This window comes from Variibacter gotjawalensis, from assembly GCF_002355335.1.
Taxonomy (GTDB): domain Bacteria; phylum Pseudomonadota; class Alphaproteobacteria; order Rhizobiales; family Xanthobacteraceae; genus Variibacter; species Variibacter gotjawalensis.
Map to the genome: position 1 here is coordinate 3,742,951 of NZ_AP014946.1, position 22,497 is coordinate 3,765,447.

Annotated in this window: 26 protein-coding genes; 9 read left to right on the forward strand and 17 right to left on the reverse strand. The window is 62.6% G+C overall.

The window, feature by feature from the left end:
* Positions 1-72 precede the first annotated feature (72 nt).
* A complete protein-coding gene (locus tag GJW30_RS18360; RefSeq protein WP_096357864.1) occupies positions 73-681 on the forward strand; it encodes an LOG family protein in 609 nt (202 codons plus the stop codon).
* Between the two features lie 5 nt (positions 682-686).
* Here the strand turns inward: GJW30_RS18360 and GJW30_RS18365 are convergent, their stop codons facing one another.
* From GJW30_RS18365 to cysS, 4 genes are read right to left on the reverse strand one after another with little or no spacing between them, the layout of a single operon-like run.
* Positions 687-1,238 carry an MOSC domain-containing protein gene (locus GJW30_RS18365; protein WP_096357865.1) on the reverse strand — a complete coding sequence of 184 codons (552 nt, stop codon included), beginning with the start codon at positions 1,236-1,238 and terminating at the stop codon, positions 687-689.
* On the reverse strand, positions 1,235-1,606 hold the full coding sequence (locus GJW30_RS18370; protein ID WP_096357866.1) for a VOC family protein: 372 nt from the start codon (positions 1,604-1,606) through the stop codon (positions 1,235-1,237). The genes GJW30_RS18365 and GJW30_RS18370 overlap by 4 nt, the downstream gene beginning before the upstream one ends.
* Positions 1,607-1,622: 16 nt before the next feature.
* Positions 1,623-2,135, reverse strand: coding sequence for a GNAT family N-acetyltransferase (locus GJW30_RS18375; protein ID WP_096357867.1), 513 nt, complete (start codon positions 2,133-2,135; stop codon positions 1,623-1,625).
* Positions 2,132-3,517 carry a cysteine--tRNA ligase gene (gene cysS, locus GJW30_RS18380; RefSeq protein ID WP_096358914.1) on the reverse strand — a complete coding sequence of 462 codons (1,386 nt, stop codon included), beginning with the start codon at positions 3,515-3,517 and terminating at the stop codon, positions 2,132-2,134. Before cysS ends, GJW30_RS18375 begins: the two co-directional genes overlap by 4 nt.
* 444 nt (positions 3,518-3,961) lie before the next feature.
* Between cysS and GJW30_RS18385 the strand changes: the two genes are divergently transcribed.
* Together GJW30_RS18385 and GJW30_RS18390 are read left to right on the forward strand one after the other, a co-directional pair.
* Entirely contained in the window at positions 3,962-4,174 is a 213-nt protein-coding gene (locus GJW30_RS18385; protein ID WP_096357868.1) for a hypothetical protein, read from the forward strand.
* A 151-nt stretch (positions 4,175-4,325) separates the two neighbouring features.
* Positions 4,326-4,622 (forward strand): hypothetical protein, encoded by a 297-nt coding sequence (locus GJW30_RS18390; RefSeq protein WP_096357869.1) that lies wholly within the window; start codon positions 4,326-4,328, stop codon positions 4,620-4,622.
* A 17-nt stretch (positions 4,623-4,639) separates the two neighbouring features.
* On the opposite strand, the gene GJW30_RS18395 is transcribed toward GJW30_RS18390, so the two are convergent.
* The 7 genes from GJW30_RS18395 to GJW30_RS18425 all read right to left on the reverse strand — a co-directional run bounded on the left by GJW30_RS18395 (position 4,640) and on the right by GJW30_RS18425 (position 10,955).
* A complete protein-coding gene (locus tag GJW30_RS18395; RefSeq protein ID WP_245408753.1) occupies positions 4,640-5,104 on the reverse strand; it encodes a CreA family protein in 465 nt (154 codons plus the stop codon).
* A 126-nt stretch (positions 5,105-5,230) separates the two neighbouring features.
* The gene (locus tag GJW30_RS18400) at positions 5,231-5,425 is read right to left on the reverse strand and encodes a DUF2783 domain-containing protein (RefSeq protein WP_096357871.1); all 195 of its coding nucleotides are present in this window, start codon (positions 5,423-5,425) and stop codon (positions 5,231-5,233) included.
* Between the two features lie 9 nt (positions 5,426-5,434).
* The gene (locus tag GJW30_RS18405; protein ID WP_096358915.1) at positions 5,435-6,775 is read right to left on the reverse strand and encodes an alpha/beta fold hydrolase; all 1,341 of its coding nucleotides are present in this window, start codon (positions 6,773-6,775) and stop codon (positions 5,435-5,437) included.
* A gap of 7 nt (positions 6,776-6,782) precedes the next feature.
* Positions 6,783-8,393, reverse strand: coding sequence for an FAD-dependent oxidoreductase (locus GJW30_RS18410; protein ID WP_096357872.1), 1,611 nt, complete (start codon positions 8,391-8,393; stop codon positions 6,783-6,785).
* A gap of 4 nt (positions 8,394-8,397) precedes the next feature.
* Positions 8,398-9,351 (reverse strand): MBL fold metallo-hydrolase, encoded by a 954-nt coding sequence (locus GJW30_RS18415; RefSeq protein ID WP_096357873.1) that lies wholly within the window; start codon positions 9,349-9,351, stop codon positions 8,398-8,400.
* A 3-nt stretch (positions 9,352-9,354) separates the two neighbouring features.
* A complete protein-coding gene (locus GJW30_RS18420; protein WP_096357874.1) occupies positions 9,355-9,717 on the reverse strand; it encodes a VOC family protein in 363 nt (120 codons plus the stop codon).
* Positions 9,714-10,955, reverse strand: coding sequence for a cytochrome P450 (locus GJW30_RS18425; protein WP_245408556.1), 1,242 nt, complete (start codon positions 10,953-10,955; stop codon positions 9,714-9,716). Before GJW30_RS18425 ends, GJW30_RS18420 begins: the two co-directional genes overlap by 4 nt.
* Before the next feature lie 140 nt (positions 10,956-11,095).
* Here GJW30_RS18425 and GJW30_RS18430 point away from each other — a divergent pair, with 140 nt between their 5' ends.
* The 3 genes from GJW30_RS18430 to GJW30_RS18440 all read left to right on the forward strand — a co-directional run bounded on the left by GJW30_RS18430 (position 11,096) and on the right by GJW30_RS18440 (position 13,768).
* Positions 11,096-12,187 (forward strand): TRAP transporter substrate-binding protein, encoded by a 1,092-nt coding sequence (locus GJW30_RS18430; RefSeq protein WP_096358917.1) that lies wholly within the window; start codon positions 11,096-11,098, stop codon positions 12,185-12,187.
* A gap of 64 nt (positions 12,188-12,251) precedes the next feature.
* Positions 12,252-12,887, forward strand: coding sequence for a maleylacetoacetate isomerase (gene maiA / locus GJW30_RS18435; RefSeq protein WP_096357875.1), 636 nt, complete (start codon positions 12,252-12,254; stop codon positions 12,885-12,887).
* Entirely contained in the window at positions 12,884-13,768 is an 885-nt protein-coding gene (locus GJW30_RS18440; RefSeq protein ID WP_096357876.1) for a DMT family transporter, read from the forward strand. The genes maiA and GJW30_RS18440 overlap by 4 nt, the downstream gene beginning before the upstream one ends.
* Here the strand turns inward: GJW30_RS18440 and GJW30_RS18445 are convergent.
* The 4 genes from GJW30_RS18445 to GJW30_RS18460 all read right to left on the reverse strand — a co-directional run bounded on the left by GJW30_RS18445 (position 13,763) and on the right by GJW30_RS18460 (position 18,846).
* Complete coding sequence (locus GJW30_RS18445; protein WP_096358918.1) at positions 13,763-15,499, reverse strand: NAD+ synthase; 1,737 nt, start codon at positions 15,497-15,499, stop codon at positions 13,763-13,765. The genes GJW30_RS18440 and GJW30_RS18445 overlap by 6 nt on opposite strands.
* Before the next feature lie 37 nt (positions 15,500-15,536).
* Entirely contained in the window at positions 15,537-15,896 is a 360-nt protein-coding gene (locus GJW30_RS18450; protein WP_172887598.1) for a diacylglycerol kinase, read from the reverse strand.
* 170 nt (positions 15,897-16,066) lie between these two features.
* Positions 16,067-17,221, reverse strand: coding sequence for a beta-propeller fold lactonase family protein (locus tag GJW30_RS18455; RefSeq protein ID WP_096357878.1), 1,155 nt, complete (start codon positions 17,219-17,221; stop codon positions 16,067-16,069).
* 236 nt (positions 17,222-17,457) lie between these two features.
* Entirely contained in the window at positions 17,458-18,846 is a 1,389-nt protein-coding gene (locus GJW30_RS18460) for a class II 3-deoxy-7-phosphoheptulonate synthase (RefSeq protein WP_096357879.1), read from the reverse strand.
* A gap of 183 nt (positions 18,847-19,029) precedes the next feature.
* Here GJW30_RS18460 and GJW30_RS18465 point away from each other — a divergent pair, with 183 nt between their 5' ends.
* The 3 genes from GJW30_RS18465 to GJW30_RS18475 are packed head-to-tail and all read left to right on the forward strand — an operon-like array spanning position 19,030 to position 20,557.
* A complete protein-coding gene (locus GJW30_RS18465) occupies positions 19,030-19,890 on the forward strand; it encodes an alpha/beta hydrolase family protein (RefSeq protein WP_096357880.1) in 861 nt (286 codons plus the stop codon).
* 47 nt (positions 19,891-19,937) lie between these two features.
* Positions 19,938-20,129 (forward strand): type II toxin-antitoxin system HicA family toxin, encoded by a 192-nt coding sequence (locus GJW30_RS18470; protein WP_096357881.1) that lies wholly within the window; start codon positions 19,938-19,940, stop codon positions 20,127-20,129.
* Positions 20,129-20,557 carry a type II toxin-antitoxin system HicB family antitoxin gene (locus tag GJW30_RS18475; RefSeq protein ID WP_096357882.1) on the forward strand — a complete coding sequence of 143 codons (429 nt, stop codon included), beginning with the start codon at positions 20,129-20,131 and terminating at the stop codon, positions 20,555-20,557. Before GJW30_RS18470 ends, GJW30_RS18475 begins: the two co-directional genes overlap by 1 nt.
* On the opposite strand, the gene gor is transcribed toward GJW30_RS18475, so the two are convergent.
* Both gor and GJW30_RS18485 read right to left on the reverse strand, forming a co-directional pair.
* A complete protein-coding gene (gene gor / locus GJW30_RS18480) occupies positions 20,558-21,943 on the reverse strand; it encodes a glutathione-disulfide reductase (RefSeq protein ID WP_096357883.1) in 1,386 nt (461 codons plus the stop codon). It lies immediately after the preceding gene.
* A 10-nt stretch (positions 21,944-21,953) separates the two neighbouring features.
* On the reverse strand, positions 21,954-22,457 hold the full coding sequence (locus tag GJW30_RS18485) for a DUF2059 domain-containing protein (RefSeq protein WP_157746785.1): 504 nt from the start codon (positions 22,455-22,457) through the stop codon (positions 21,954-21,956).
* Positions 22,458-22,497 lie beyond the last annotated feature (40 nt).

The window sequence follows — 22,497 nt, forward strand, 5'->3', positions numbered from 1 at the left end:
ACCGTACACGCCTGTTTACGGCTATCATCGCACCTCTGGCCCGTCGCGCTGCAGCGCACCATATGGGGTAGAATGAAGAATATTAAATCCGTTTGCGTTTATTGCGGCTCTAGCCCCGGCTCCAATCCCTCATTCATCAATGCTGCGCATCGCTTCGGCGCAATCCTTGCCGAGAACGATGTGCGCCTCGTCTACGGCGGCGGCTCCGTTGGCATGATGGGCGCTGTCGCGGCCTCGGCGATGCAGGGTGGCGGCAAGGTCACCGGCATCATCCCGGAATTTCTGATCAATCGCGAAAAGCCGATGTTCGAGGGTTACGAGGTGATCGTCACACCCGACATGCACACCCGTAAGCAGGCGATGTTCGAACACGCCGACGCGTTCGTCGCACTGCCGGGCGGCGTCGGCACGCTCGAAGAACTCGTCGAGCAGATGACGTGGGCGCAGCTCGGCCGCCACCAGAAACCGATCCTCACCGCGAATATCGACGGGTTCTGGAACCCACTGCAGGCATTGCTCGATCACATGTCGCAGACGCAGTTCATCAGGCCCGGCCTGCAGGTGCGCCTGCTCAGCGCCGACAATGTCGAAGACATTTTGCCGAAGCTCGAAGCCGCCGCCGTTCCGGCCTCGACGCAGGAGAAAGCACGCACGGCCGAAGCCATGCAGGAGCGCATGTAGTCCGCTTAGACCGGCTTAAGCGGCTGGTGAGGCTCAGCGGGAAGTTCGATTGCGATAGGATCGCCCGGCCGCACATCGCCTGCCGAGACGACCACCGACATCACGCCGGCCTTGCGGATGAGACTGCCGTCCTCCGCTCGCGCGAGCGTTGCCTGCATCAGCCCTTCGCGAAATCGATCCATCTGGATGCATGGGTTTCGCAGACCCGTGACTTCGACGACGGCTTCCCGTCCTAGCAGCAAACGCGTGCCCATCGGCAGTCCCAAAAGGTCGATGCCACGCGTCAGCACATTTTCGCCGATGTCGCCGGCCGCGAGTTCGTAGCCTTGCGCGCGTAGTTCATCGAACAACTCGCTGTGGACTAGATGCACTTGCCGTAAATTCGGCAGCGTCGGGTTGAATCGCGCGCGTGAGCGATGCTTAACAGTGACGCCGCGGTGCCCGTCGCCATCGACGCCCTCGCCTTCAACCAATCGGATCGACAGCTGCGGCGTCTTGCTGAAGTGATGTCCGCGCCGCGCACTGACGGCCAAGATGACAGGGTTCGCTTCCGTCACGAAACGAACGTCACGGCTTCGATTCGGTTGCCATCACGGTCGCGCACAAAAGCAGCGTAATAGCCGCCCTCGCCGTCATGCGTCCGCAATCCCGGCGCGCCATCGCTCACGCCACCATTGGCAAGCGCCGCCGCATGGAACGCGTCCACGACGTCCCTGCTACGCGCGCGCAAGCAGATATGCGCGCCGTCCGGCGCTCCGGTGAAACCGTCGCGCAGATTGATCCACAGCTCCGCATACTTCTTCCCGAAACCAACCGTCTTCGCCCGGACCTCGAGCTTGGCAAATCCGAGCGGAGCCAGCACGGCCTCGTAGTAGCGCGTGCTTTCGCCAAGATCGCTCACCGCGATGGAGACGTGATCGATCATGCAGAACGCTCGCGCATCATTGCAGCGTGCCTCGCGGCTCGGCTTGAAGCGTCTTCACCATCGTCGTGTTGGCGAGCCACTCGCCGTTGATCTCGACGGAGTTGCGGCTCTCCGCGCGGTAGCCGCGTTTGTCGAATAGCAGACGCGCCGTGTCGCTGGCATCGACCGTGATCTTCGTCGCGCCGCGCGCTCCCGCGATCTTTTCGATCGCATCGACAAGCGTTGTGGCAACGCCTTGCAGCGCCGCTTCAGGATGCACGAACAGCATGTCGAGATGGTCGGCGCCCTTCAGCGAGACAAATCCGACCGGCGCTCCCGCCAGTGTCGCGATCAGCGTCAGCTGCGACGTGAGCTTCTCGGCAAACGCCTTGATGTCATCGGCCCGCGCGGCCCATGCGGCACGCTGTTCCTCGCCGTAATCGTCTTCGGCCAGCACTTCGATGCTGTCGGCAAAGATCTGCGCCAGCACCGGAACATCGTCCGGCAACATTGGCCGCAATGCGGGCTTCGGGAAAGCCTGCGCGCTCATCGCGCCAGCTCCCAGGTCGTGCCCTCCTTCGAGTCTTTCAGCACGACACCCATCGCGGCGAGTTCGTCGCGGATGCGATCGGACTCCGCCCAGTTCTTGTCCGCGCGCGCCTGACGCCGTGCCGCGATCAAGCCGTCGATTTGAGCGGCATCGACGCGGATGGCCGCGCGCTGCGCCGACAGCCAATCCGCGAATGCGGCCGCATCGAAGCCGAGAAACACGAGCGTGTTGCCAAGTTCGGCGGCAGCCGTAGCGCCACCGTTCGCCGTGATGCGCTTGCGTAGCGCGTGCAGCGCCGCCATCGCTTGCGCGGTGTTGAGATCGTCCGCCAGCGCCGCGATCACGTCAGCGGACGGCGCCCCCCCGTCCGGCTTCGCAACGCGGAACCAGTCTTCCAGCGTCTGCGCGGATTGCTCCAACGACTTCAGCGTCCAATCGATCGGCTGGCGATAATGCGTCTGCAGCATCGCAAGGCGCAGCACGTTGCCGTCCCAAGCCTTGCCGCCGAACTGATCGGTCGTCAGCAATTCTCGGATGGTGATGAAGTTGCCGAGGCTCTTCGACATCTTCTCGCCTTCCACCTGCAGGAAGCCGTTGTGCATCCAGGTATTCGCCATCACTTTCTGATCGAAGGCGCAGCAGGATTGCGCGATTTCGTTCTCATGATGCGGGAAGACGAGGTCGATGCCGCCACCGTGAATGTCGAAGACTTCGCCGAGATGCTTCCACGCCATCGCGGAGCACTCGATATGCCAACCCGGCCGTCCCGGCGTATTGATCCCGGCCGGCGACGGCCAGCCCGGAATTCCATCAGCACTCGGCTTCCACAGCACGAAGTCCATATCGCCGCGCTTGTACGGCGCAACGTCCACGCGCGCGCCCGCGATCATGTCGTCGAGGGGACGGCGTGAGAGTTTGCCGTAATCCGCCATCGACGGCACCGAGAACAGCACGTGCTCTTCGGCGACATACGCATGACCCGACGCGATCAGCCGTTCGATCAGCGTCTTCATCTCTTCGATATGTTCGGTCGCACGCGGTTCAACGGTCGGCGTCAGCGTGCCGAGCGCCTTCACGTCCTGCGCGAAATTCCCGTAGGTCTGCTCTGTGAGTTCGCGGATCGTCACGCCGCGCTCGGCGGCCCGCGCGTTGATCTTGTCATCAACGTCCGTGATGTTGCGCACATAGGTGACATGCTTCTCGCCATAGACATGCCGCAGCAGCCGGAAGAGCACGTCGAACACGATCACGGGCCGCGCATTGCCGATATGGGCGAAGTCGTAGACGGTCGGCCCGCAGACGTAGACGCGCACATTGGCCGGATCGATCGGCCGGAACGCTTCTTTGCTCCGCGTCAGCGTGTTGTAGAGCTTGAGCTCCAAAGTCATCCAAAAATCCTGCCTAAAGGCCTTAGCAAAGCCGGCTCGCGTTTCGCGGCGTCGGGAAACGCGGCCGCGTGTCGGTGTTGGGCTAGCTCATAATCGCACAGCCGATGCTGGGAAAGCCTCAAGCGGTACCCAGGCCGTGCATCGCGGGACCAATGCTCACTGAAGCGGCACGGGTCAAGCGCCCGATACCATATCGCACCGCCGAACCACGATTTTGCCACCGAATGGACCCGGCGGTTTCGATATCGAACCGGATTTTCGGCGCCTTAACCATGGAACGTAACACACGTGAAGAGTGTTACCGGGAGGCATGTTTCCGTGATCGACGAAACCTTCGGGAAACATTCGACGACGTAATGTTGAAACCAAAGCGCACCATAGTGCGACTAAGACCCATAGGGTCATGGAGCCAACCGGCTCCGACAGGGAAAAGACGTCATGTTCGCTCGGCCCCAGGTCGATCTTGAACTTCAGCGCATTAAGGCCCCGTCCTGGGCTACTCCAGGCGCGACCGTCTATGCCTTGATGCCGTCGCTTGCGACCCTGGTCGGCTGGCTCGGCTTTGGGGAGCCGGCAATCCGTCTCGAGCCCGCAAAAGCCCGACCTGCCTTCGACGCCCATGCCTTTTTTGGCGGCAACACCGTCCACTAGTTCCTCGTCCCGAAACCTTCTGTGACTCGCAAGGCACAGGGTGTTGGCCCTGTGCCCATGTGAGCGCACCCATGCGTTGACCCATCCTTAGCAGGCGCTTAACCAGCCCGGTGCATTCTGCCGGTGACTTGCCGGGGCTGGGACTAGCGTGATGATTCGTACGATTGCTGTTGCAGCGTTGCTGCTGGGTGTGACGTCGGCGGCACAGGCCGAATACCGGACTTTCATCATCAGCAACCAGCCGGGCGAATACGGCGTCGACCAGTGCCTGTCCACGGGCGCCCGCTGCGGCACCCTCGTCGCCGACGCTTTCTGCCAGTCCAACAGCTACGCCAAGGCCAAGACCTTTCGTCCGGCAGAATCGACCGACGTGACAGCCAGCGTCACCCCGGCTTCCGCCGGCTCAACCGAGAAATCGCAGCTCATCGCGATCGAGTGCGAGCGCTAAGGTCGGCGCGTCGCCGACTACTTCTCGACGAAGTCTCCGCATTTCTGAATCTCGCCGCTACCCCAAGGCATGATCGGCACGCTCGACGTCGAATTCTGCGGCGAGCCCTCGATGATTCGGTCCGAATAGACCATGTAGACGAGCGTGTTGCGCTTGGCGTCGCAGCCGCGGACGATCTGCATCTTCTTGAAGAACAGCGAGCGGCGCTGGCGAAACATGTCGTCGCCCTGCTCGAACTTGCCCTTGAACTTGATCGGCCCGACCTGACGGCAGGACAGCGAGATATCGCTGACCTCTTCGGCGATACCGACCCAGCCCTTGAAGCCACCCTTCTCGGGTGCCGTGAAATGACACGCAACGCCCTCGACCATCGGGTCATCGAGCCCGAACGTCGCGAGCTTGTCGTTCGGTGAAAGCCAGCGGAAAACAGTGGACCGCTTGAAGATCAAATCCGGCTCGTCCGCCGCCTGCGCGGGCTGCATCGCCCCGAGCCCAACCGAAGCCACCAAAGCCAGACACGCCAATCGACCGAGCATGAGAAAGTCTCCCTGATGCGCATCAATATGGTGGAGCGTGAGCGCGGCGGCCAGATGGATGCGCGAGATTCGCTACTTGCCTTGTTTCGCCAACGCGATGGCTTGGCTGAGCACATCGATGTTGCCGATGTGGTTGGCGAGGATCAACACGAGGCGCGCGTTGAGCCCTCCGCTCTCCTCGGCCGTCAGATCACGATGCGCATCGACCAGCATGCGATAGGCGATGTCGGGATCGGGAAGGCGAGACGCGGTGATAAGTTCGCTCATGGCCAAGCCTCAGTAGGTCAGTTCAGCGATCGTGATTCGGTTCTCGGCGACCGGCCACGCGCGCGCCACAACCTTCTCATCGTTGAACCGTGCCGGCACGGCGCGGCCGACCTCTCCAGCCGGAAGCCGCAACGTGGACACGGAGTCTGTCGGTACGCCCGGCGTCACATCCTTCGGCTCGGCGCCGTCGAACGCGATTGTGTCGCGCGGCAGACCGAAATATCCCCGTGGCCGCGAGAAAATGATGACCGCAGCCGCCGCTTTATCGGCGTCCGCGAGCGGTCGACCGGGACGCAGATGCACGACGTTTGACGACCGCGCGAAGGGTGATCGGTAAATGTGCGTGATCGGATGTTCCGGCGCTTCGATCACAAACTCCAGCGCCGTGGTCGGATCGGTCTCGACCGGGCCGTAGCGGCCGTCGCTTCCCGTCGCCGTCCGATAGATCGCGTCGCCCATGCGTGCGCCGGTCTGCGCATCGACGCGGAAGACATCGACTTTCGCACCGGCAATCGGGCGATTGGTTTGCACGCCTTTCGGAAAACCGGTGACGAGGCCCGAGAGCTTCACCTGCGGCTGCAGGACAATATCTGTCCGCCCGTCCCGCCCCGCGATGAAGCGATACATCGCCGCGAAAGCGCGCGGATGAAACGCGACCTCGCGATGATCGAGCGGCCCCATCGGAATGTTGGTCGCGCCGCGCAGCGTCGGCCCTTCCGTCGTGATTCCAGTTGGCGTTCCGGCACGTCCGACGAGTCGGCCATCGGCTTGCGCGAACTTGTCGTTGCCTTCGCTGTAGAGCGTCGCAAACGCGACGCCTGGCACGACGTCCGTATCGCCGCCGTTGAGCCGCTTCAGAAACGCCGCACGCCCGTTGAATTCGTTGCCCGGATTGAACTCCCAATCGTAAACGCCGCGATTGGGCGTGCCGCACAGCACAACGTGGCTGACATTCGCCGCGCCACCATTCGCAACGTAATTGCGGATCGAGTTGCCGCCGCGTGACGAACCGACCAGGGCAACGCGCTGACCGGTCGCGCGACGCAGTGCATCGATTTGCTCGGTGAGTTCGCGCAGTTGGTCTTCGGTCGACGATCGTCCGGCCTGCAGTTCCGTATCGACGGCGCGCGCAAGCGGGTCCGTGAAATTGAATGCGACCAGACGCTCGGTCGGAACGCCGTTCGACTCGAAGCGCCACAGCTGCGTCATCCACAGCGCGGCGTGATCGCCGTTGCCGTGGACGAAGATGATCGGCGGCACCTCGGCTTGAGCGGCCGCGATCGACGGCAACCCCGAAGTCACCAGCGGAACCGCTGTGGCTTGCAAAAACGTCCGACGCGAGAGTGACATGGGAGCCTCAATGTCCAAGAGCCAGCCGATGCGCCGCGGCGATTGCAACACTGTCCGCTTTGCGCCAGCGCGCGCAGAGATGCTGATCGGGCCGCGCGAGATAGATCGAGCCCAGCTGCGCATCGAGACGCCTTGCGAGCGCGCCGGTGTGGTCTTCGATATCGCGGCCGACTGACAGGATGGTGACGCCGTCGGGCACCTGCGGCGCATCGCCGAAAGCGATCACGGTGAAGTCGTTGCGCACGTGCTCTAGCAACGACCCCGAAAGGTCGTTTGCGGTGACGGGGGCGTCCGGCAACGGCGCACCGAGTTTCGCAACACCGCTGAACGTATCCGCATCCGGCGTCGACAACGGCGAGTCGTGCACGGTCGCAACCGACAGCCGGCCCGAATTGACCATGCGCCGCGCGAATTCGGCTTTCGGCGCGAGCGCGAGAACCGCGTTTCGCAGCGTGCGCTCGGCGCCCGACTGCGGCGCGATAAAATCGGTCGAGCGTGTCGAGTGCCCGATATTCTCGTCGGCTGCCTGAACGCGTTCGGCCTCGTAACTATCGATAAGACGCGGCCCCGCCTCCCCCTTCAGAACGGCGGCGAGCTTCCATGCCAGGTTCTCGGCGTCCTGCACGCCGGAATTCGCGCCGCGCGCGCCGAACGGCGAGACCTGATGCGCTGCATCGCCCGCAAAGATCACGCGGCCATCGACGAAGCGATCGATACGGCGGCAGTTGAAGCGATAGATCGAGATCCAGTCGACGCGGAAATCGCGGTCGCCGAGCATGCGCCGGATGCGCGGCTCGTAGTTCTCGGGCTTAAGCTCTTCGGCGATGTCGGCGTCACGCCCGAGCTGCAGATCGATACGCCACGAATGATCGGGCTGGCGATGCATCAACGCGGACTGCCCGCTGTGAAATGGCGGGTCGAACCAGAAACGCCGCTCGGTTGGAATATCGTCGGCCGCCATGGTGACGTCGGCAATGAGGAATTTGTCCTCGAACGTTTGCCCCTTGAATTCGAGGCCGAGTAGATCGCGCATCGTCGAACGGGCGCCATCCGCCGCGATCACATATTGCGCATCGAGTTCGTAAGGACCGTCCGGCGTTTCGATCGTCAATCGCGCACCGTCGTTGCGCTGGGCGATCGCCGTGACCTTATTCCTCCAGCGCAGATCGACGTTGCCGACCTCGGCCGCGCGATCGACCAGCGCCTTCTCGAGGTAGAACTGCTGAAGGTTGATGAACGCCGGCATCTTATCGCCCGGCTCCGGCTGCAAGTCGAATGCATAGGCGAGTTCATCCCCGAGAAACACTTTGCCGAGCTTCCAGGTGACACCGCGTTTCACCAGCGCTTCGCCAATGCCGAGCCGATCGAAAATTTCCAGCGTCCGCTTGGCGTAGCAGATGCCGCGCGAGCCATCGCCGATGCGGTCGGAGTCGTCGAGCACCACGACCGGGATATCACGCAGCGCGAGGTCGATCGCGGCCGTCAAACCCACAGGCCCAGCGCCGACAACGACGACAGGATGCGAAGCGACAGCCTTCGCGTCCTGATCGCGCGAGCGCACATAGGCATATTGATAGACAACACCGTGCGGCCGCTTCGCGGATTGCGGCGTGCTCATCGCATCACCCCTGCAACGCGGCCCACATCTCGCGGTCGCGTTCGGCGGTCCAGATCACCGGCCAGGCGGTGCCCTTCGCTTCGTCGTAGGCGCGCGAGACGTTGAACGGCATGCAGTGTTCGTAAATCGCGAACTTCCCGAACTTCGGGTCCATCACGGCCTTGCAGGCATCGAAGGCTTGCTTGAGCGTATAGTTCTTCTTCACGCTGTCCTGCACCGAACCGTAGAGCGTCGAGAGGAAATCGCGCGTCATCGCGATGCCGTCGTTTACCTGCTTCGCGTCCGTCAGCGGGGCACCGCGCCCCGGCACCAACGCGCGCGCTTTAAACGCCGCGAGATTGTCGAGCGTCGTCGGCCAGTCGGTGAAATGTGCATCGCCGCAATAACAGGCCGAGTGATACTCCACGAGATCGCCCGAGAAGACGACATCCGCATCCGGCACATGCGCGATGATATCGCCGGCCGTATGCGCGCGACCAATATGCTGCAACCGCACTTCACGTTTTCCCAGCCACACCGTCATCTTGTCTGGAAACGTGATCGTCGGCCAAGTGAGACCCGGCACCGACTCGACGGCCTGAAACAGGCGCGGAAAACGGCCGATTTCCGAATCCATATCCTGTTGGCCGCGTTCGATGATCATCTCGCGCGCCGCATCCGAGCAGATGATTTGCGCATCCGGATAGCCCGATGCGCCAAGCACGCGGACAGCGTGGTAGTGCGAGAGCACGACATAGCGGATCGGCTTGTCCGTAACGGTCTTCACGCGCTTGATGACATCCTGCGCCATCACAGGCGTCGCCTGCGCGTCGATCACCATGCAGCAATCGTCGCCCTCGATGATGCCGGAATTCGGGTCGCCTTCCGCCGTGTAGGCATAGAGACCTTCGCCGATGCGATCGAACGAGACATTCTTCTCGCCCATGTCTCCGGTGGAAGCGAATTGCGGTTTGGACATATCTCAAGCCTCTACTGCGATGAATTCGATGCGATTGCCGAACGGATCGTCGGCAAAGAAACGGCGTCGACCGACGATCACGTCGTCCCAACGCGGCTGATACCCGCAGGTTTCCAGCCGTGTCGCAAGCGCGTCGATATTGTCGATGCGGAATGCCGGATGTGCCTTGCGCGCCGGGCGAAAATCTTTCTCGACGCCGAGATGGATTTCGATAGCGCCGCTGCGCAGCCAAAGTCCGCCACGCGCGCGCAGGCTCTCCGGCTTGGGCACCTCGGTCATACCGAGGATGCCGGCATAGTAAGCGCGCGCTTCTTCCTCGCGCTGCGGCGGAATCGCGAGCTGAACATGATCAAGACCGACGATCATGCGACCCTCGCCGGCAGCGACTGAAATCCGCGGAAGCGAATGCGTTGCGAGCGCACGGCGTTGCCGGTCAGGCGATAGTTCGGGAAGCGTGCCAAGAAACGCGACACCGCGATGCGCCCTTCGAGCCGCGCAACCGACATGCCGACGCAGACATGCGGGCCTGACGCATAGCCGAGATGCCGGTTCGGCTGCCGGCCGATGTCGAAACGATCCGGTTCGGCAAACACCGCCGGATCGCGATTGGCAGCTCCGATGCAGAGCGTGACGAACGAGCCGCGCGATACCGGCACGCCGCCGATCTCGGTGTCGGCGGTCGTCAAGCGATTGCCGAGTTGGTTGGAGCTTTCGATCCGCAGCGCCTCTTCGACCGCGAGGCGCGCCAGCGAAGGATCTGCGATTATTCGTGCGCGCTGGTCAGGCCATTGCTCGAACAGCCACAGCGCATTGCCGATAAGGTTGGTCGTGGTCTCGTGGCCGGCGTTGAGGATGAAGATGCAGTTTTGCAGCAGTTCGGCTTCCGACAGTTTGCTGCCGTCCTGCTCGCCGCGAATGAGCCGCGTCAGCACATCGTGCTCGGGATCGCCCGGCTTCTCGCGCCGCCGCGCGACCAGCGTTTCGAGATAGGCCAGGAATTCGCGCACCGCGCGATTGCCGCGCTCGGTCTGCTCCGGCGTCAGCACCGGCTCGAGCGCACCGAGGATCGCCAGCGACCAATCGCGCAAAGGTCCGCGCTCGTCGTGCGGCACATCGAGCAGATTGCCGATCACCTCGACGGGAATCGCACAGGCGAAATCCTCGATGAGATCGACATCGCCTTTCTCTTCCATCGCGTCGAGCAGACGGCCGACCAGCGTCTCCACGGCCGGCTCCAGCGCCGAAACGGCACGCGGATTGAGCGCTCCGGCAAGGATTTTCCGCACCCGCGTATGCAGCGGCGGATCGTTGAAGACGAGGCTCGTCGTGTGGTGGTCGAACAACGGTGTCGCGCCATACTTCGCGCCGAACTCGATCTTTTTGTCGGAGGAGAAAGTGGTGGTGTCTTTGTAGACGTTCTCGAGGTCTTGATGCCGTGTCAGGAACAGCGAGCCGTCCGGCATCCGGTGCACCGGGTCATGCGTCCGCAGGGCGTGGTAAAGCGGGAACGGGTCGTCGATGAAGCCCTTGGGCAACGCCTTGACGTCGAACGCCAGCGCGGCCGCTTTGAGCTCATCGCTCTCCTTTGACAGTTCCGTGATCACGTTTCGTCCCTAGCGGCCCCCCGAGGGGGTCTTTTTCCCAGTTGAACATGTTCCGGCCGGTCATGCTATGAGAGCCGCCAAGCGCCGCCCCAAATCAAGGGGCGGAAGAACCAACCGGGAGGAGAGTTTTTCCCATGACCATCAAGAGACGGCAATTCCTCACCGCTACGGCTGGCGGCCTGGCGGCAGGCGCCATCGCGGCGCCGGCTGTGGCGCAGTCCGCGCCGGAGGTGAAGTGGCGCCTGACATCGAGCTTCCCGCGCGTGCTCGACACCATCTTCGGCACCGCGCAGCAATTGTCGAAATACGTCGCCGAAGCTACCGACAACAAGTTCCAGATTCAGACCTTCCCGGCCGGTGAAATCGTCCCGGGCCTGCAGGCTCTCGACTCGGTGCAGAACGGCTCGATCGAATGCGCGCAGACGCCGATCTATTTTTACCACGGCAAAGATCCGACGCTCTCGTTCGGCACCGGTGTTCCGTTCGGCATGAACGCGCGCCTGCAGCATTCGTGGTGGCACTTCGGCGGCGGTGCGGAAATTCTCGCGCCTGTGCTCGCGAAGTTCAATGTTGTCGGCTTCCCGATGGGCAACTCCGGCACGCAGATGGGCGGCTTCTTCCGCAAGGAGCTCAACGGCCTCGAAGACCTCAACGGCCTGAAGTTCCGCATCGGCGGTCTCGGCGGTCAGGTGCTCTCGAAGCTCGGCGTCGTGCCGCAGCAGATCGCACCGGGCGACGTCTATCCGGCGCTCGAAAAGGGCACCATCGACGCAGCAGAGTTCGTCGGTCCGTATGACGACGAGAAGCTCGGCTTCCACAAGATCGCGAAATACTACTACTACCCGGGCTGGTGGGAAGGCGGCGCGATGATGCATCTCGTCGTCAACACCGAGCAGTGGAACAAGCTGCCGCCGAACTACAAGCGTATCGTGCAGGATGCCTGCGAAGCCGCCAACAACTGGATGCTCGCGAAATACGACGCCGTGAACGCACCGGCCCTCCGTCGCCTGATCGCCGGCGGCGCCGTGCTGAAAGCGTTCCCGGTGCCCGTGCTCGAAGCCGCCTACAAAGCCGCGCACGATATCTACAACGACATCGCTGCCGGCAACCCGACGTTCAAGCAGGCGCTCGACAGCTACATGGGCTTCCGCAACGAAACGATGCCGTGGTGGCAGGTCGGCGAGCTCTCGTTCGACACCTTCCTGGCCCGCATGCGCGGACGCGCAGGCTAAGTCGCAGTCACAAGGCCGGGCCGCAGCGATGCAGCCCGGCCTTCTCTATTGAGCGAGAGGCCGCGTGAAACTTTACTCCTACTTCCGCTCCACCGCCGCCTATCGCGCGCGCATCGCACTCAACCTCAAGGGCCTGCCCTACGAGACCGTGCCGGTCCATCTCGTCCGCGATGGCGGCGAGCAGCGCAAACCCGAATTCCGCGCCATCAATCCGCAGATGCGATTGCCGACGCTGGTGCTCAGCGAAGGCGAGACGCTGATCCAATCGCTCGCCATCATCATGTATCTGGACGAGGTCTATCCGGACCCGCCGTTGCTTCCCGCCGACGCCACCGAGCGCGCGCATGTCCGCGCCGCCGCGCTGATCGTCGCCTGCGACATTCACCCGCTCAACAATTCCGGCCCGCTTGCGTATCTGCGCAAGACGCTCGGTCGCGACGAAGCCGCCGTCAACGCGTGGATCAACCACTGGATCACCGAAGGCTTCGAGGCGCTCGAGAAGCTCATCAAGCCCAGCCCTTACGCCTTCGGCACACAGGTGACGCTAGCCGATCTCTGCATCGTGCCGCAGGTCGCGAGCGCGCGGCGATTCAACGTTCCGCTCGAAGCGTTTCCCAAGATCGTAGCGGTCGACGCGGCCTGCGCTAAACTTCCCGCATTCGAGAAAGCACGGCCCGACCGTCAGATCGACGCCGAATGAGTGAGGCTAAACCGAACGATCTAGGGCGCGTCATCTTCTGGATGAGCGGCGCGCTGCTCTCGTTCTCGACATTCGCGATCGCGATCCGGCAGCTCGCCGGCAAATTCTCGATCTTCGAAATTCTTTCGATCCGCAGCGCCGCCGGCGTTTTGTTCTTCGGCAGCCTCGCGCTCGCGCGACCGCATCTGCGTACGCAACTCGTCACCGAGCGGTTCCCGCTGCATCTCGCGCGTAATCTCGTGCACTGGGGCGCGCAGTTTTCCTGGGCCACTGCCCTGCTCTATCTGCCGCTCGCGACCGTGTTCTCGATCGAATTCACGGCGCCGCTTTGGACGACGCTGCTGGCGTTCCTGTTCCTCGGCGAGAAGCTGACGATCCATCGCGTCTTTGCGACGTTACTCGGCTTTCTCGGCATCCTCGTGATCGTGCGCCCCGGACTGCAAACATTTCAGCCTGCGGCTTTGCTGGTTCTCGGCGCGGCGCTCGGTTTTGCCATCACGTTCACGATGACCAAAAAACTCACCGCGACCGAAAGCACGTTTGCGATCCTCTTTTTCATGAATCTCATCCAGCTGCCGCTCAACCTCGCCGGCAGCGACCTGACCTTCCCGATGCGGCTTGTCATGAGCGATCTCCTCCCCGTCATCGCGATCGCGGTCACGGGCGTTGCATCGCATTTCTGCCTGACGCAGGCGCTCAAGCACGGCGACGCGATGCTCGTGATCCCGATCGACTTCCTGCGCATCCCATTGATCGCGGTCGTCGGCTGGGCGTTTTACAACGAGAACTTCGACGTGATGGTCCTAGCGGGCGCGGCGTTGATCATCACCGGCATCGTGTGGAATTTGTCGCAGGAACGGAAAGCGGCGAAGTCGCTATAAATCGTAAGCGTCGCTTGTCGCGCCGGCAGCCGCGACCAGCGATTGATCCGGCTGCGGCAACGCCTCACCAGTATCACGGAAGCGATTGACGATCGGATAGCGGCGGTCGCGCCCGAAATTCTTCAGCGTCACCTTCACGCCCGGCGCGGCCTGCCGCCGCTTGTATTCCGCAAGATTGAGCATGCGATCGACGCGCAGCACCAGATCGCGGTCATAGCCGGCTGCGACGATCGTCGCGATCGGCTCCTCGCGTTCGACGAGGCGATTGAGAATGGCATCGAGCATGTCGTAAGGCGGCAGCGAATCCTGGTCCTTCTGGTTCTCGCGCAGTTCGGCCGTCGGTGGCTTATCGATAATGTTGACCGGGATCACCTCGCCGTCAGGACCGAGCGCACCCGGCGGCTTCCAGGAATTGCGCAAACGCGAGAGGCGGAACACCTCGGTCTTGTAGAGATCCTTGATCGGATTGAAGCCGCCGTTCATGTCGCCGTAGAGCGTCGCGTAGCCGGTCGACATCTCCGACTTGTTGCCGGTCGTCACCAGCATCGAGCCGAACTTGTTCGACATCGCCATCAGGATCGTGCCGCGCGCACGCGCCTGCAGGTTCTCTTCCGTGACATCCGGCTTCAGCCCTGCAAACGCCGGCTGTAGTGCCTGCGTTAATCCTTCGACCGCGGTGACGATCGGCAACACTTCGTACGAAATGCCGAGCGCAGCCGTTGCCTGCTTCGCATCGTCGAGCGACTCCTGCGATGTGTAGCGATACGGCAGCATGACGGCGCGTACGCGCTTCGGCCCGAGCGCGTCGGTCGCAATTGCGGCGCAGAGCGCGGAGTCGATGCCGCCCGACATGCCGAACACGACGCCCGGGAAGCGGTTCTTCTCGACGTAATCGCGCAAGCCAAGCACGCACGCCGCATAATCGGCTTCGTCGCCTTCCGCGATCGTATTGATCGGGCCTTCGCAACGCCAACCGTCGTTGCCGCGCGTCCAAGTCGAGATCGCGATCGTCTCTTCGAACGAGGGCAACTGCATCGCGCGCGAACCATCGGCGTTGAGCGCGAAGGACGCGCCCTCGAACACTAGTTCGTCTTGTCCGCCGACTTGATTGACATAGAGCAACGGCAGCTTCGCGTCGACGACGCGCGCGACCGAAACATTCAGCCGCTCGTCGACCACGCCGCGCCGATACGGCGAGGCATTCGGCACGAGAAGAATTTCGCCGCCGGTTTCCGCGATGCATTCGACCGGATCCGGTCCCCATATATCTTCGCAGATCGGAACGCCGATGCGTACGCCGCGGAAGTTGACCGGTCCCGGCAGTGGCCCCGGCGTAAAGACGCGCTTCTCGTCAAACACGCCGTAGTTCGGCAGGTCGACCTTGTAACGCAGCGCCGCGATCTTGCCTTCATCGAGCAACGCGACGGCGTTATAGAGCTTTCGGTTCTCGACCCACGGCGTGCCCATGAGCACCGCCGGCCCACCGTCCGCCGTCTCGCGCGCAAGCTTCTCGACCGCCGTCCGGCAGGCGGACTGGAATGCCGGCTTGAGCACGAGATCTTCCGGCGGATACCCCGCCATGAAGAGCTCCGGAAAGAGAATAAGGTCGGCACCAAGCCGCGCCGCCTCGGCGCGCGCCTGCCGCGCTTTCTCCGCATTGCCGGCGACATCGCCGACGGTCGGGTTGAGCTGCGCGATTGCGATCGAAAGCTTATTGGCGGGCGAGGTCATGGCCATGATTTAGCGTCAGGCGCTCATCGCCGCAACGTCATGGATCGGGAACGCCCATCCATTGAACGATGGCGGCCAGCCAAACCAGCCCGGCGATGACGAGCGTCACGCCGACAGCGGCCGATCCCATATCCTTAATGCGGCCGATGTCGGTGTGTTGCGACGGCGTCACGTGGTCACAAAGCTTCTCGATTGCCGTATTGAGGAGTTCGATCGCGATGACGAGGAGCACGACGCCGATCAGCAACGCGCGCTTCCAACTGTCGTCCGTAATGAAAAGCGCGAGCGGAACCGCGATGGCCAGTGCGATGATCTCTTCGCGCAAAGCAGCCTCGCTGTTGGCTGCCCAAACGAGACCTCTCCACGTGTTGCGCGTGGCGTTGATGATGCGTTGCAAGCGTTCTCCAAACGTGGCGAAGGCGGCTCTAGCGTCGCCTCTCCCGCTTGCGGGAGAGGGACAGGGTGAGGGCAAGCAGCAAACACCAAAGTCAACGGCTCGCCCTCACCCGGCTCAATGCTTCGCATTTCGCCACCCTCTCCCGCAAGCGGGAGAGGGAAAAGGCAAGTCTACTTCGCCGTACCGATACCGGCCGGACCGCCCGTGACCTTGATCTCGCCGCTACGGCGGAGGCGTGTTCCGTTGAAGTTGAAGGCCTGGATCTCGTTCTCGACCATGCATTGGACGAAGACTTTCTTCGAATCCGGGCTCCAAGCAACGCCTTGGCACCAGTGGCCGACCTTGCTCTCCGTGACCTTGTCGAGCTTGCGACCCTTAATGGCGAAGATGACGACCGAGCCGTAATCGCGGAAGAACGGCGAATTGGTCGGCTTGTTCGAACCTTCCATCGCGGTCACCGCGACGAAGCGGCCGTCCGGCGAAATCTTCAGGCCTTCCGGCGTTTGCCCGACCGAAACCGTTTCGACGATACGCGGCGGATTTGCCTTGAGATCGATCAAGCTCACCGTATCGGCATCGCCGCTGCCGATGCCGATGTTCGACAGCACCGCGACGCGTCCATGCGATGCGATATCGAGCGGATACGGACGCATGCCGGCCGACATTTCGCGCTTGGAATCCGTCACCGTCGTGCCGTCGATGGTGAGCACCGAAATCTTGCTGTCGCCGTCGCGCGTCACTAGCGCCATCTTGCCGTCCGGCGTGAAGGCGATCGCGCTCGGGCCCGACTTGTCGTTGCCGAGATTGATCTTGCCGGTCGCGGTCAGCGTTTTGCCTTCGACCTTGAACACCGTGACGGTGCCTTCGGAGCGATTGGCGACGAGAGCGAGCGTACCGGCCGGATTGAACGCGACGCCCGCTGCGCCGGCTCCGGCTTCGACGGTCGACACGAGCGCCGGCGGATTGGCCTTCAGGTCGATGATCGAAACCTTGTTGTCCGGAATCGTCTTCTTCGCGTCGGCCGGATCGAGCTTCTGCGCGGCCGTGACGAGCGCGAGCGACTGATCGCGGTTCACCGCGACGCTGGATGGTGGACCGACGACGCTCGTTGGGGCCTTGATCTCCGCGATGATTTTCGCGGGCGACTTCGAGATGTCGATGACCGTGATATTGTCGGCCGTCGGTTTATCCGGCACGCCGGCGACGCCGTTAGTGATGATGGCTTTGCCGTCGTTGGCCGAAACGACGAGCTGCGCCGAGGCACTTGAAACAGCGATAAGCGAGACGGCGCCAACAAGCGTGGCGAGGCGCAAGGTTGCGCGCATGACGTTCACTCCCAAGCCCGGATTGCATTTCGGTTTGACCGCGCCGGGATCGCGGGGGCGAGGACGCTAGCGCAGGCTGGGGTGAGAGGGAATGTTGTTTTTGGGCAGCCTTCCTGCCGTTCGCCCCGGCGAAAGCCGGGGCCCAGCACGCGCGAAGCGCGCAACAAAAAGGCGGCCAACTCTGAAGTTGACCGCCTCTGGGTCCCGGCTTTCGCCGGGACGAACGGAGTTCGTGGCTACTGGTTCGCCGCAGCCGCGAGCGGGGTGCGCTTCACCATCCGCTCTTTCTTGATGAGATCGGCAAGCAGGAACGCGAGTTCGATCGCCTGCTCCGCGTTGAGGCGCGGGTCGCAGAACGTGTGGTAGCGATCGTTCAGATCCTCGTCTGAGATCGCGCGTGCACCGCCCGTGCATTCGGTGACGTTCTTACCCGTCATCTCGAGATGAACGCCGCCGGCGTAAGTCCCTTCGGCCTGATGCACCGCGAAGAACGACTTCACCTCGTTGAGGATGCGGTCGAACGGGCGCGTCTTGTAGCCGCTCGCCGACGAGATCGTGTTGCCGTGCATCGGGTCGCACGACCACACCACGGCCTTGCCCTCGCGCTGAACCGCGCGGATGAGACCCGGGAGATGCTCGCCGACCTTGTCGTGGCCGAAGCGATTGATCAGCGTCAGGCGGCCCGACTCGTTATCCGGATTGAGGATGTCGATCAGACGGATCAATTCGTCCGGCTTGATCGACGGGCCGCATTTCAGACCGATCGGATTCTTCACGCCGCGGCAGAATTCGACATGCGCATGATCGAGCTGGCGCGTGCGGTCGCCGATCCACAGCATGTGGCCGGACGTGCCGTACCAATCACCCGTCGTCGAATCGACGCGCGTCATCGCTTGCTCGAACGGCAGCAGCAACGCCTCGTGGCTCGTGTAAAATTCCGTCGTGCGCAGTTCCGGATGAAGCTCCGGATCGAGACCGCAAGCGCGCATGAAATCGAGCGACTCGGAAATGCGGTCCGCCAATTCCTTGTAGTCGTTGGAGCGCGGCGCATCCTTTACGAAGCCGAGCATCCATTCGTGCACGCGGCCGAGGCTGGCGTACCCGCCGTAAGCAAGCGCGCGCACGAAATTCAGCGTCGCGGCCGACTGGCGATAGGCTTCGAGTTGGCGGCGCGGATCCGGCACGCGCGCTTCCGGCGTAAAGGCGAAGTCGTTGATGATGTCGCCGCGATAGCTTGGCAGCTCGATGCCGTCCTTCTTCTCGATATTCGAGGATCGTGGCTTGGCGAATTGACCTGCGAGACGGCCGACCTTCACGACGGGCGAAGCCGCGCCATAAGTCAGCACGACCGCCATCTGGAGCAGCACGCGGAAGAAGTCGCGGATGTTGTCCGGATGATGCTCCGCAAAGCTCTCCGCGCAGTCACCGCCCTGCAGGAGGAACGCCTGGCCGCTTGCGACTTGACCCAGCGTCTTCTTCAGCTTCCGCGCCTCGCCGGCAAAAACCAGCGGCGGAAACGAAGTCAGCTGCTTCTCGACGTCCTTGAGGGCCGCCTGGTCCGGATAGTCCGGAGCCTGGGCAATCGGTTTCGAGCGCCAAGTATCGGGAGTCCAACGGGTCGCCATAACGCTTCTCCAGACCGCCGGGACGCCGGACCATTCCGGCGGCGGGGCGCCTCATTGGGGCGCGAGCGGTCACACACGCGGCCAAAACGGCCGCTGGCCGGGGCTTATATAGCGTGTCGGCAAGGGTTTCCACCCATTCAATTCGGGGCTGCGCCGGTTCGAGGGCCAGGTATAAGACCCCGCATGAGCGACGACATTCTCATTCAAGACACGACGTTTCCAGCCGCCGACGGCTACTCACTCGCCGCGACGATCTTCGCGCCGCAGCGGATGCCGACGCATGCCGTGCTGATCAACTCCGCAACGGCCGTGCCGCGCAAGATCTACAAGCCGTTCGCGGCCTACCTCGCTTCGCGCGGCGCAACCGTGATGACCTACGACTACCGCGGCGTCGGCGGCTCCGCTCCGAAATCGCTGAAGGGTTTTCCGGCGCGCATGCGCGATTGGGCGACACTCGACGTCACGGCGGCGGTCGCACATCTTCGCAACGTCTGGCCGAATGTGCCGCTGAGCTATGTCGGCCATTCCTTCGGCGGCCAAGCGCTCGGCCTCATCGAGAACAACAACGAGGTATCGCGCGCATTGTTCATCTGCGCGCAGGCCGGCTATTGGCGCTTCTTCACGCCGCCCGAAAACTATCGGATTTATCTTCTGCTGAAGCTGATCGGCCGCCCGGTGACGCGGCTCGTCGGCTACGCGCCTGGCAGCATGGGCTTCGGCGAGAGTTTGCCGCGCGACGTCTTCCTCGAATGGACCGACTGGGTCATGCGACCGCGTTACTTCTTCGATGATCCGACACTCGATGCGCTGAAAAACTTCCCGGGCTTCCGTGGCCCGTTGCGCGCTGTCGGAATGTCGGACGATCCATGGGCGCCGCCGCCCGCGATCGACATGCTCGCGGGCGGCTACGTCAACGCAAGCGTCGAACGCGAGACCATCGACGCCGAAGCGTTTGGCCGCAACCGCATCGGTCACTTCGGCTTCTTCCGCCCCGAGCGGCGCGAGCAGCTCTGGAAGCGCGAAGCCGATTGGCTGCTCGGGTAAAACAACACTTCTGTTGCGTTACACAACAGAAGTGTTATGATGTCTGGATGAATTCCGGGCAGGCGAAGCGGTTTCTTGCCAAGCATGGCTGCACTTTCGAGCCCGGCAAAGGTGGGCACCTGATTGTTCGTCGCGGAAAACTCAAATCTGTTCTGCCGCAGCACGGCGGCGCGAAGGAACTCGGCAAGGGACTTTGGCACGCGATCCTCAAACAACTGGACATAAAAGAGGACAGGTGATGTTGCGCTATTCCATCCGACTGAAGAAGGACGATAACGGCACGTTGCTCGTAACGGCCCCGGACTTCCCAGAAATTGTGACGTTCGGAATCGATGAAGCAGACGCCATGATCCGAGCAGCCGATGCAATCGCCTCGGCGATCCAGGGGCGTATCAGCGATCGCGAAAGCGTTCCTGCACCTTCGCCGTTCGGGCGGAGGCAGAAATGCGTATCACTCTCAGCACTCGTATGGGCGAAGCTGGAGCTGTATCGCGTCATGCTCGCGACGAAGACGCGGAAAGCTGATCTTGCGCGGCGTCTCGGCGTTCATGCGCCGCAAATCGATCGATTGCTAAATCTCGACCACGACTCACGCCTTGATCAGATCGAAAATGCGGCTCGAGCGATGAACCGCGAACTTTACATTGAGATGCGCCCGGCGGCGTAACTACTCCGCGGCGGCGCGGTCGTAGATCGCCGTCGGCGTACGCATCGTCACGAGTTCTTCGGCAGCCGTCGGGTGCACCGCCATCGTCGCGTCGAAGTCGGCTTTCGTTGCGCCCATCTTCACCGCGATGCCGACGACCTGGATCATCTCGCCGGCGTCCGGCCCTGCGATATGGCAGCCGACGACGCGATCCGTGATACCGTCGACGACGAGCTTAAAGAAAGCTTTCGTCTGGCGGCCCGACAGCGTCACCTTCATCGGCCGGAAGCTCGTGCGGTAGATGATGACGCGACCGAACTTCTCGCGCGCTTCTTCTTCGGTCAGCCCGACGACGCCCAGTTCCGGCTCGGTGAATACTGCCGTCGGCACGTCGTTGTGATCGACGCGCGTTTGCTTCTTGCCGAAGACAGTATCGGCGAAGGCATGCCCTTCGCGGATCGCGACCGGCGTGAGATTGATTCGGTTCGTGACATCGCCGACCGCGTAGATATTCGGCACCGACGTCTGCGAAAAACCGTCGACGACGATCGCGCCTTTGCCGTCGGTTTTCACGCCGACCGCCTCGAGCCCGAGGTCCTTGCTGTGCGGGACGCGGCCGGTCGCGAACATCACCTTGTCGGCTTCGATATCTCCGCCAGCCGACATCGTGACCTGGAATGCAGCGCCATGCGGCGTGATTCCAGTAATCTTCGCGCCGGTCAGCACCTTGATGCCGCGGCGCTCCATTTCGTCACGCAGATGCTGACGCAGTTCGTTATCGAAGCCGCGCAGAATATTCTCGCCGCGATAGACGACCGTAACTTCGCTGCCCATGCCGGCGAAGATGCAGGCGAATTCGAGCGCGATATAACCACCGCCCTGGATGACGATGCGGCGCGGCAGCGTTTCGAGATGCAGCGCCTCGTTCGACGAGATCGCATGCTCGCGGCCTGGGATTGCGTCGCCCATATGCGGCCAACCGCCGGTCGCGATCAGGATATTCTTCGTGCGGATGCGCTGGCCGGATTTGACCAGCCGCACCGTGTTCGCGTCCTCGATCACGGCGCGATCCTTGACGGTCTCGACCTTCGCGTTCTTCAGCGTCGATGTGTAGGCGGCTTCGAGACGATCGATCTCTTTGTCTTTGTTGGCAATCAGCGTCGGCCAATCGAACGAGGGCGTGCCGAACGACCAGCCATACGCATGTGCATCCTCGAACTCGTGCGAGAAACGCGACGCGTAGACCAGCAGCTTTTTCGGCACGCAGCCGCGAATGACGCAAGTTCCGCCCATGCGGAATTCTTCCGCCAGCATCACCTTTGCGCCGTGACCGGAAGAAATACGCGCGGCGCGCACGCCGCCCGAACCGCCACCGATGACAAAAAGATCGAGTTCGCTGTCCGCCATCACGTTCCGATCAGAGATTGTGGCCGCGCTTCTTCATCTCGACGCGCATACGATTGGCAACGACCTCGGCAAAATCCTCGGCCCACGAGCGAACGCGGCCCATGCCTTCTTCGAAGGCCGCGCCTTCGTTCTGCGCTAGCTTCTGACCGAGCGGCGAACGATAGAACGCAGACGCATCCTTGAGCTCCTGCTCGGTGAAACGGGCGGCCATCGAGCGGCCGAATATCTCCGCGATCTCAGTCCGCTTGGCTGCGAATTCGACGCGCAGCTGTGCCGTCACCTCGCCGAGATCTTTCGCGATCGCCGTGTTGGTCTGCAGGAAGAAGTCGCGTGTACGATCGACCGTGCTCAACACGATCCGCTCGAACATCTGATCGCCGGCTTTCGCGATGACGAAATCGCGGCCTGCCGCTAGGTGACTGGCCGACTGCGCGAGGGCTTGTCCCGACATGCCGAGCGAGATCGCCAGCAAACCTGCGGCGACACCGCCACGCACGAACGAACGAAGATTCATCTCACACTCCCTGTAGAGCATTTTCAAGTGAGGTGGACAC

Bases quoted from the DNA above. Each gene is read 5' to 3' on its own strand.
- GJW30_RS18360 (WP_096357864.1), top strand. From the start codon at position 73: ATGAAGAATATTAAATCCGTTTGCGTTTATTGCGGCTCTAGCCCCGGC.
- GJW30_RS18370 (WP_096357866.1), bottom strand. From the start codon at position 1,606: ATGATCGATCACGTCTCCATCGCGGTGAGCGATCTTGGCGAAAGCACG.
- GJW30_RS18375 (WP_096357867.1), bottom strand. From the start codon at position 2,135: ATGAGCGCGCAGGCTTTCCCGAAGCCCGCATTGCGGCCAATGTTGCCG.
- GJW30_RS18385 (WP_096357868.1), top strand. From the start codon at position 3,962: ATGTTCGCTCGGCCCCAGGTCGATCTTGAACTTCAGCGCATTAAGGCC.
- GJW30_RS18390 (WP_096357869.1), top strand. From the start codon at position 4,326: ATGATTCGTACGATTGCTGTTGCAGCGTTGCTGCTGGGTGTGACGTCG.
- GJW30_RS18395 (WP_245408753.1), bottom strand. From the start codon at position 5,104: ATGCAGCCCGCGCAGGCGGCGGACGAGCCGGATTTGATCTTCAAGCGG.
- GJW30_RS18400 (WP_096357871.1), bottom strand. From the start codon at position 5,425: ATGAGCGAACTTATCACCGCGTCTCGCCTTCCCGATCCCGACATCGCC.
- GJW30_RS18405 (WP_096358915.1), bottom strand. From the start codon at position 6,775: ATGTCACTCTCGCGTCGGACGTTTTTGCAAGCCACAGCGGTTCCGCTG.
- GJW30_RS18410 (WP_096357872.1), bottom strand. From the start codon at position 8,393: ATGAGCACGCCGCAATCCGCGAAGCGGCCGCACGGTGTTGTCTATCAA.
- GJW30_RS18415 (WP_096357873.1), bottom strand. From the start codon at position 9,351: ATGTCCAAACCGCAATTCGCTTCCACCGGAGACATGGGCGAGAAGAAT.
- GJW30_RS18420 (WP_096357874.1), bottom strand. From the start codon at position 9,717: ATGATCGTCGGTCTTGATCATGTTCAGCTCGCGATTCCGCCGCAGCGC.
- GJW30_RS18440 (WP_096357876.1), top strand. From the start codon at position 12,884: ATGAGTGAGGCTAAACCGAACGATCTAGGGCGCGTCATCTTCTGGATG.
- GJW30_RS18445 (WP_096358918.1), bottom strand. From the start codon at position 15,499: ATGACCTCGCCCGCCAATAAGCTTTCGATCGCAATCGCGCAGCTCAAC.
- GJW30_RS18455 (WP_096357878.1), bottom strand. From the start codon at position 17,221: ATGCGCGCAACCTTGCGCCTCGCCACGCTTGTTGGCGCCGTCTCGCTT.
- GJW30_RS18460 (WP_096357879.1), bottom strand. From the start codon at position 18,846: ATGGCGACCCGTTGGACTCCCGATACTTGGCGCTCGAAACCGATTGCC.
- GJW30_RS18465 (WP_096357880.1), top strand. From the start codon at position 19,030: ATGAGCGACGACATTCTCATTCAAGACACGACGTTTCCAGCCGCCGAC.
- GJW30_RS18470 (WP_096357881.1), top strand. From the start codon at position 19,938: ATGAATTCCGGGCAGGCGAAGCGGTTTCTTGCCAAGCATGGCTGCACT.
- GJW30_RS18475 (WP_096357882.1), top strand. From the start codon at position 20,129: ATGTTGCGCTATTCCATCCGACTGAAGAAGGACGATAACGGCACGTTG.
- gor (WP_096357883.1), bottom strand. From the start codon at position 21,943: ATGGCGGACAGCGAACTCGATCTTTTTGTCATCGGTGGCGGTTCGGGC.
- GJW30_RS18485 (WP_157746785.1), bottom strand. From the start codon at position 22,457: ATGAATCTTCGTTCGTTCGTGCGTGGCGGTGTCGCCGCAGGTTTGCTG.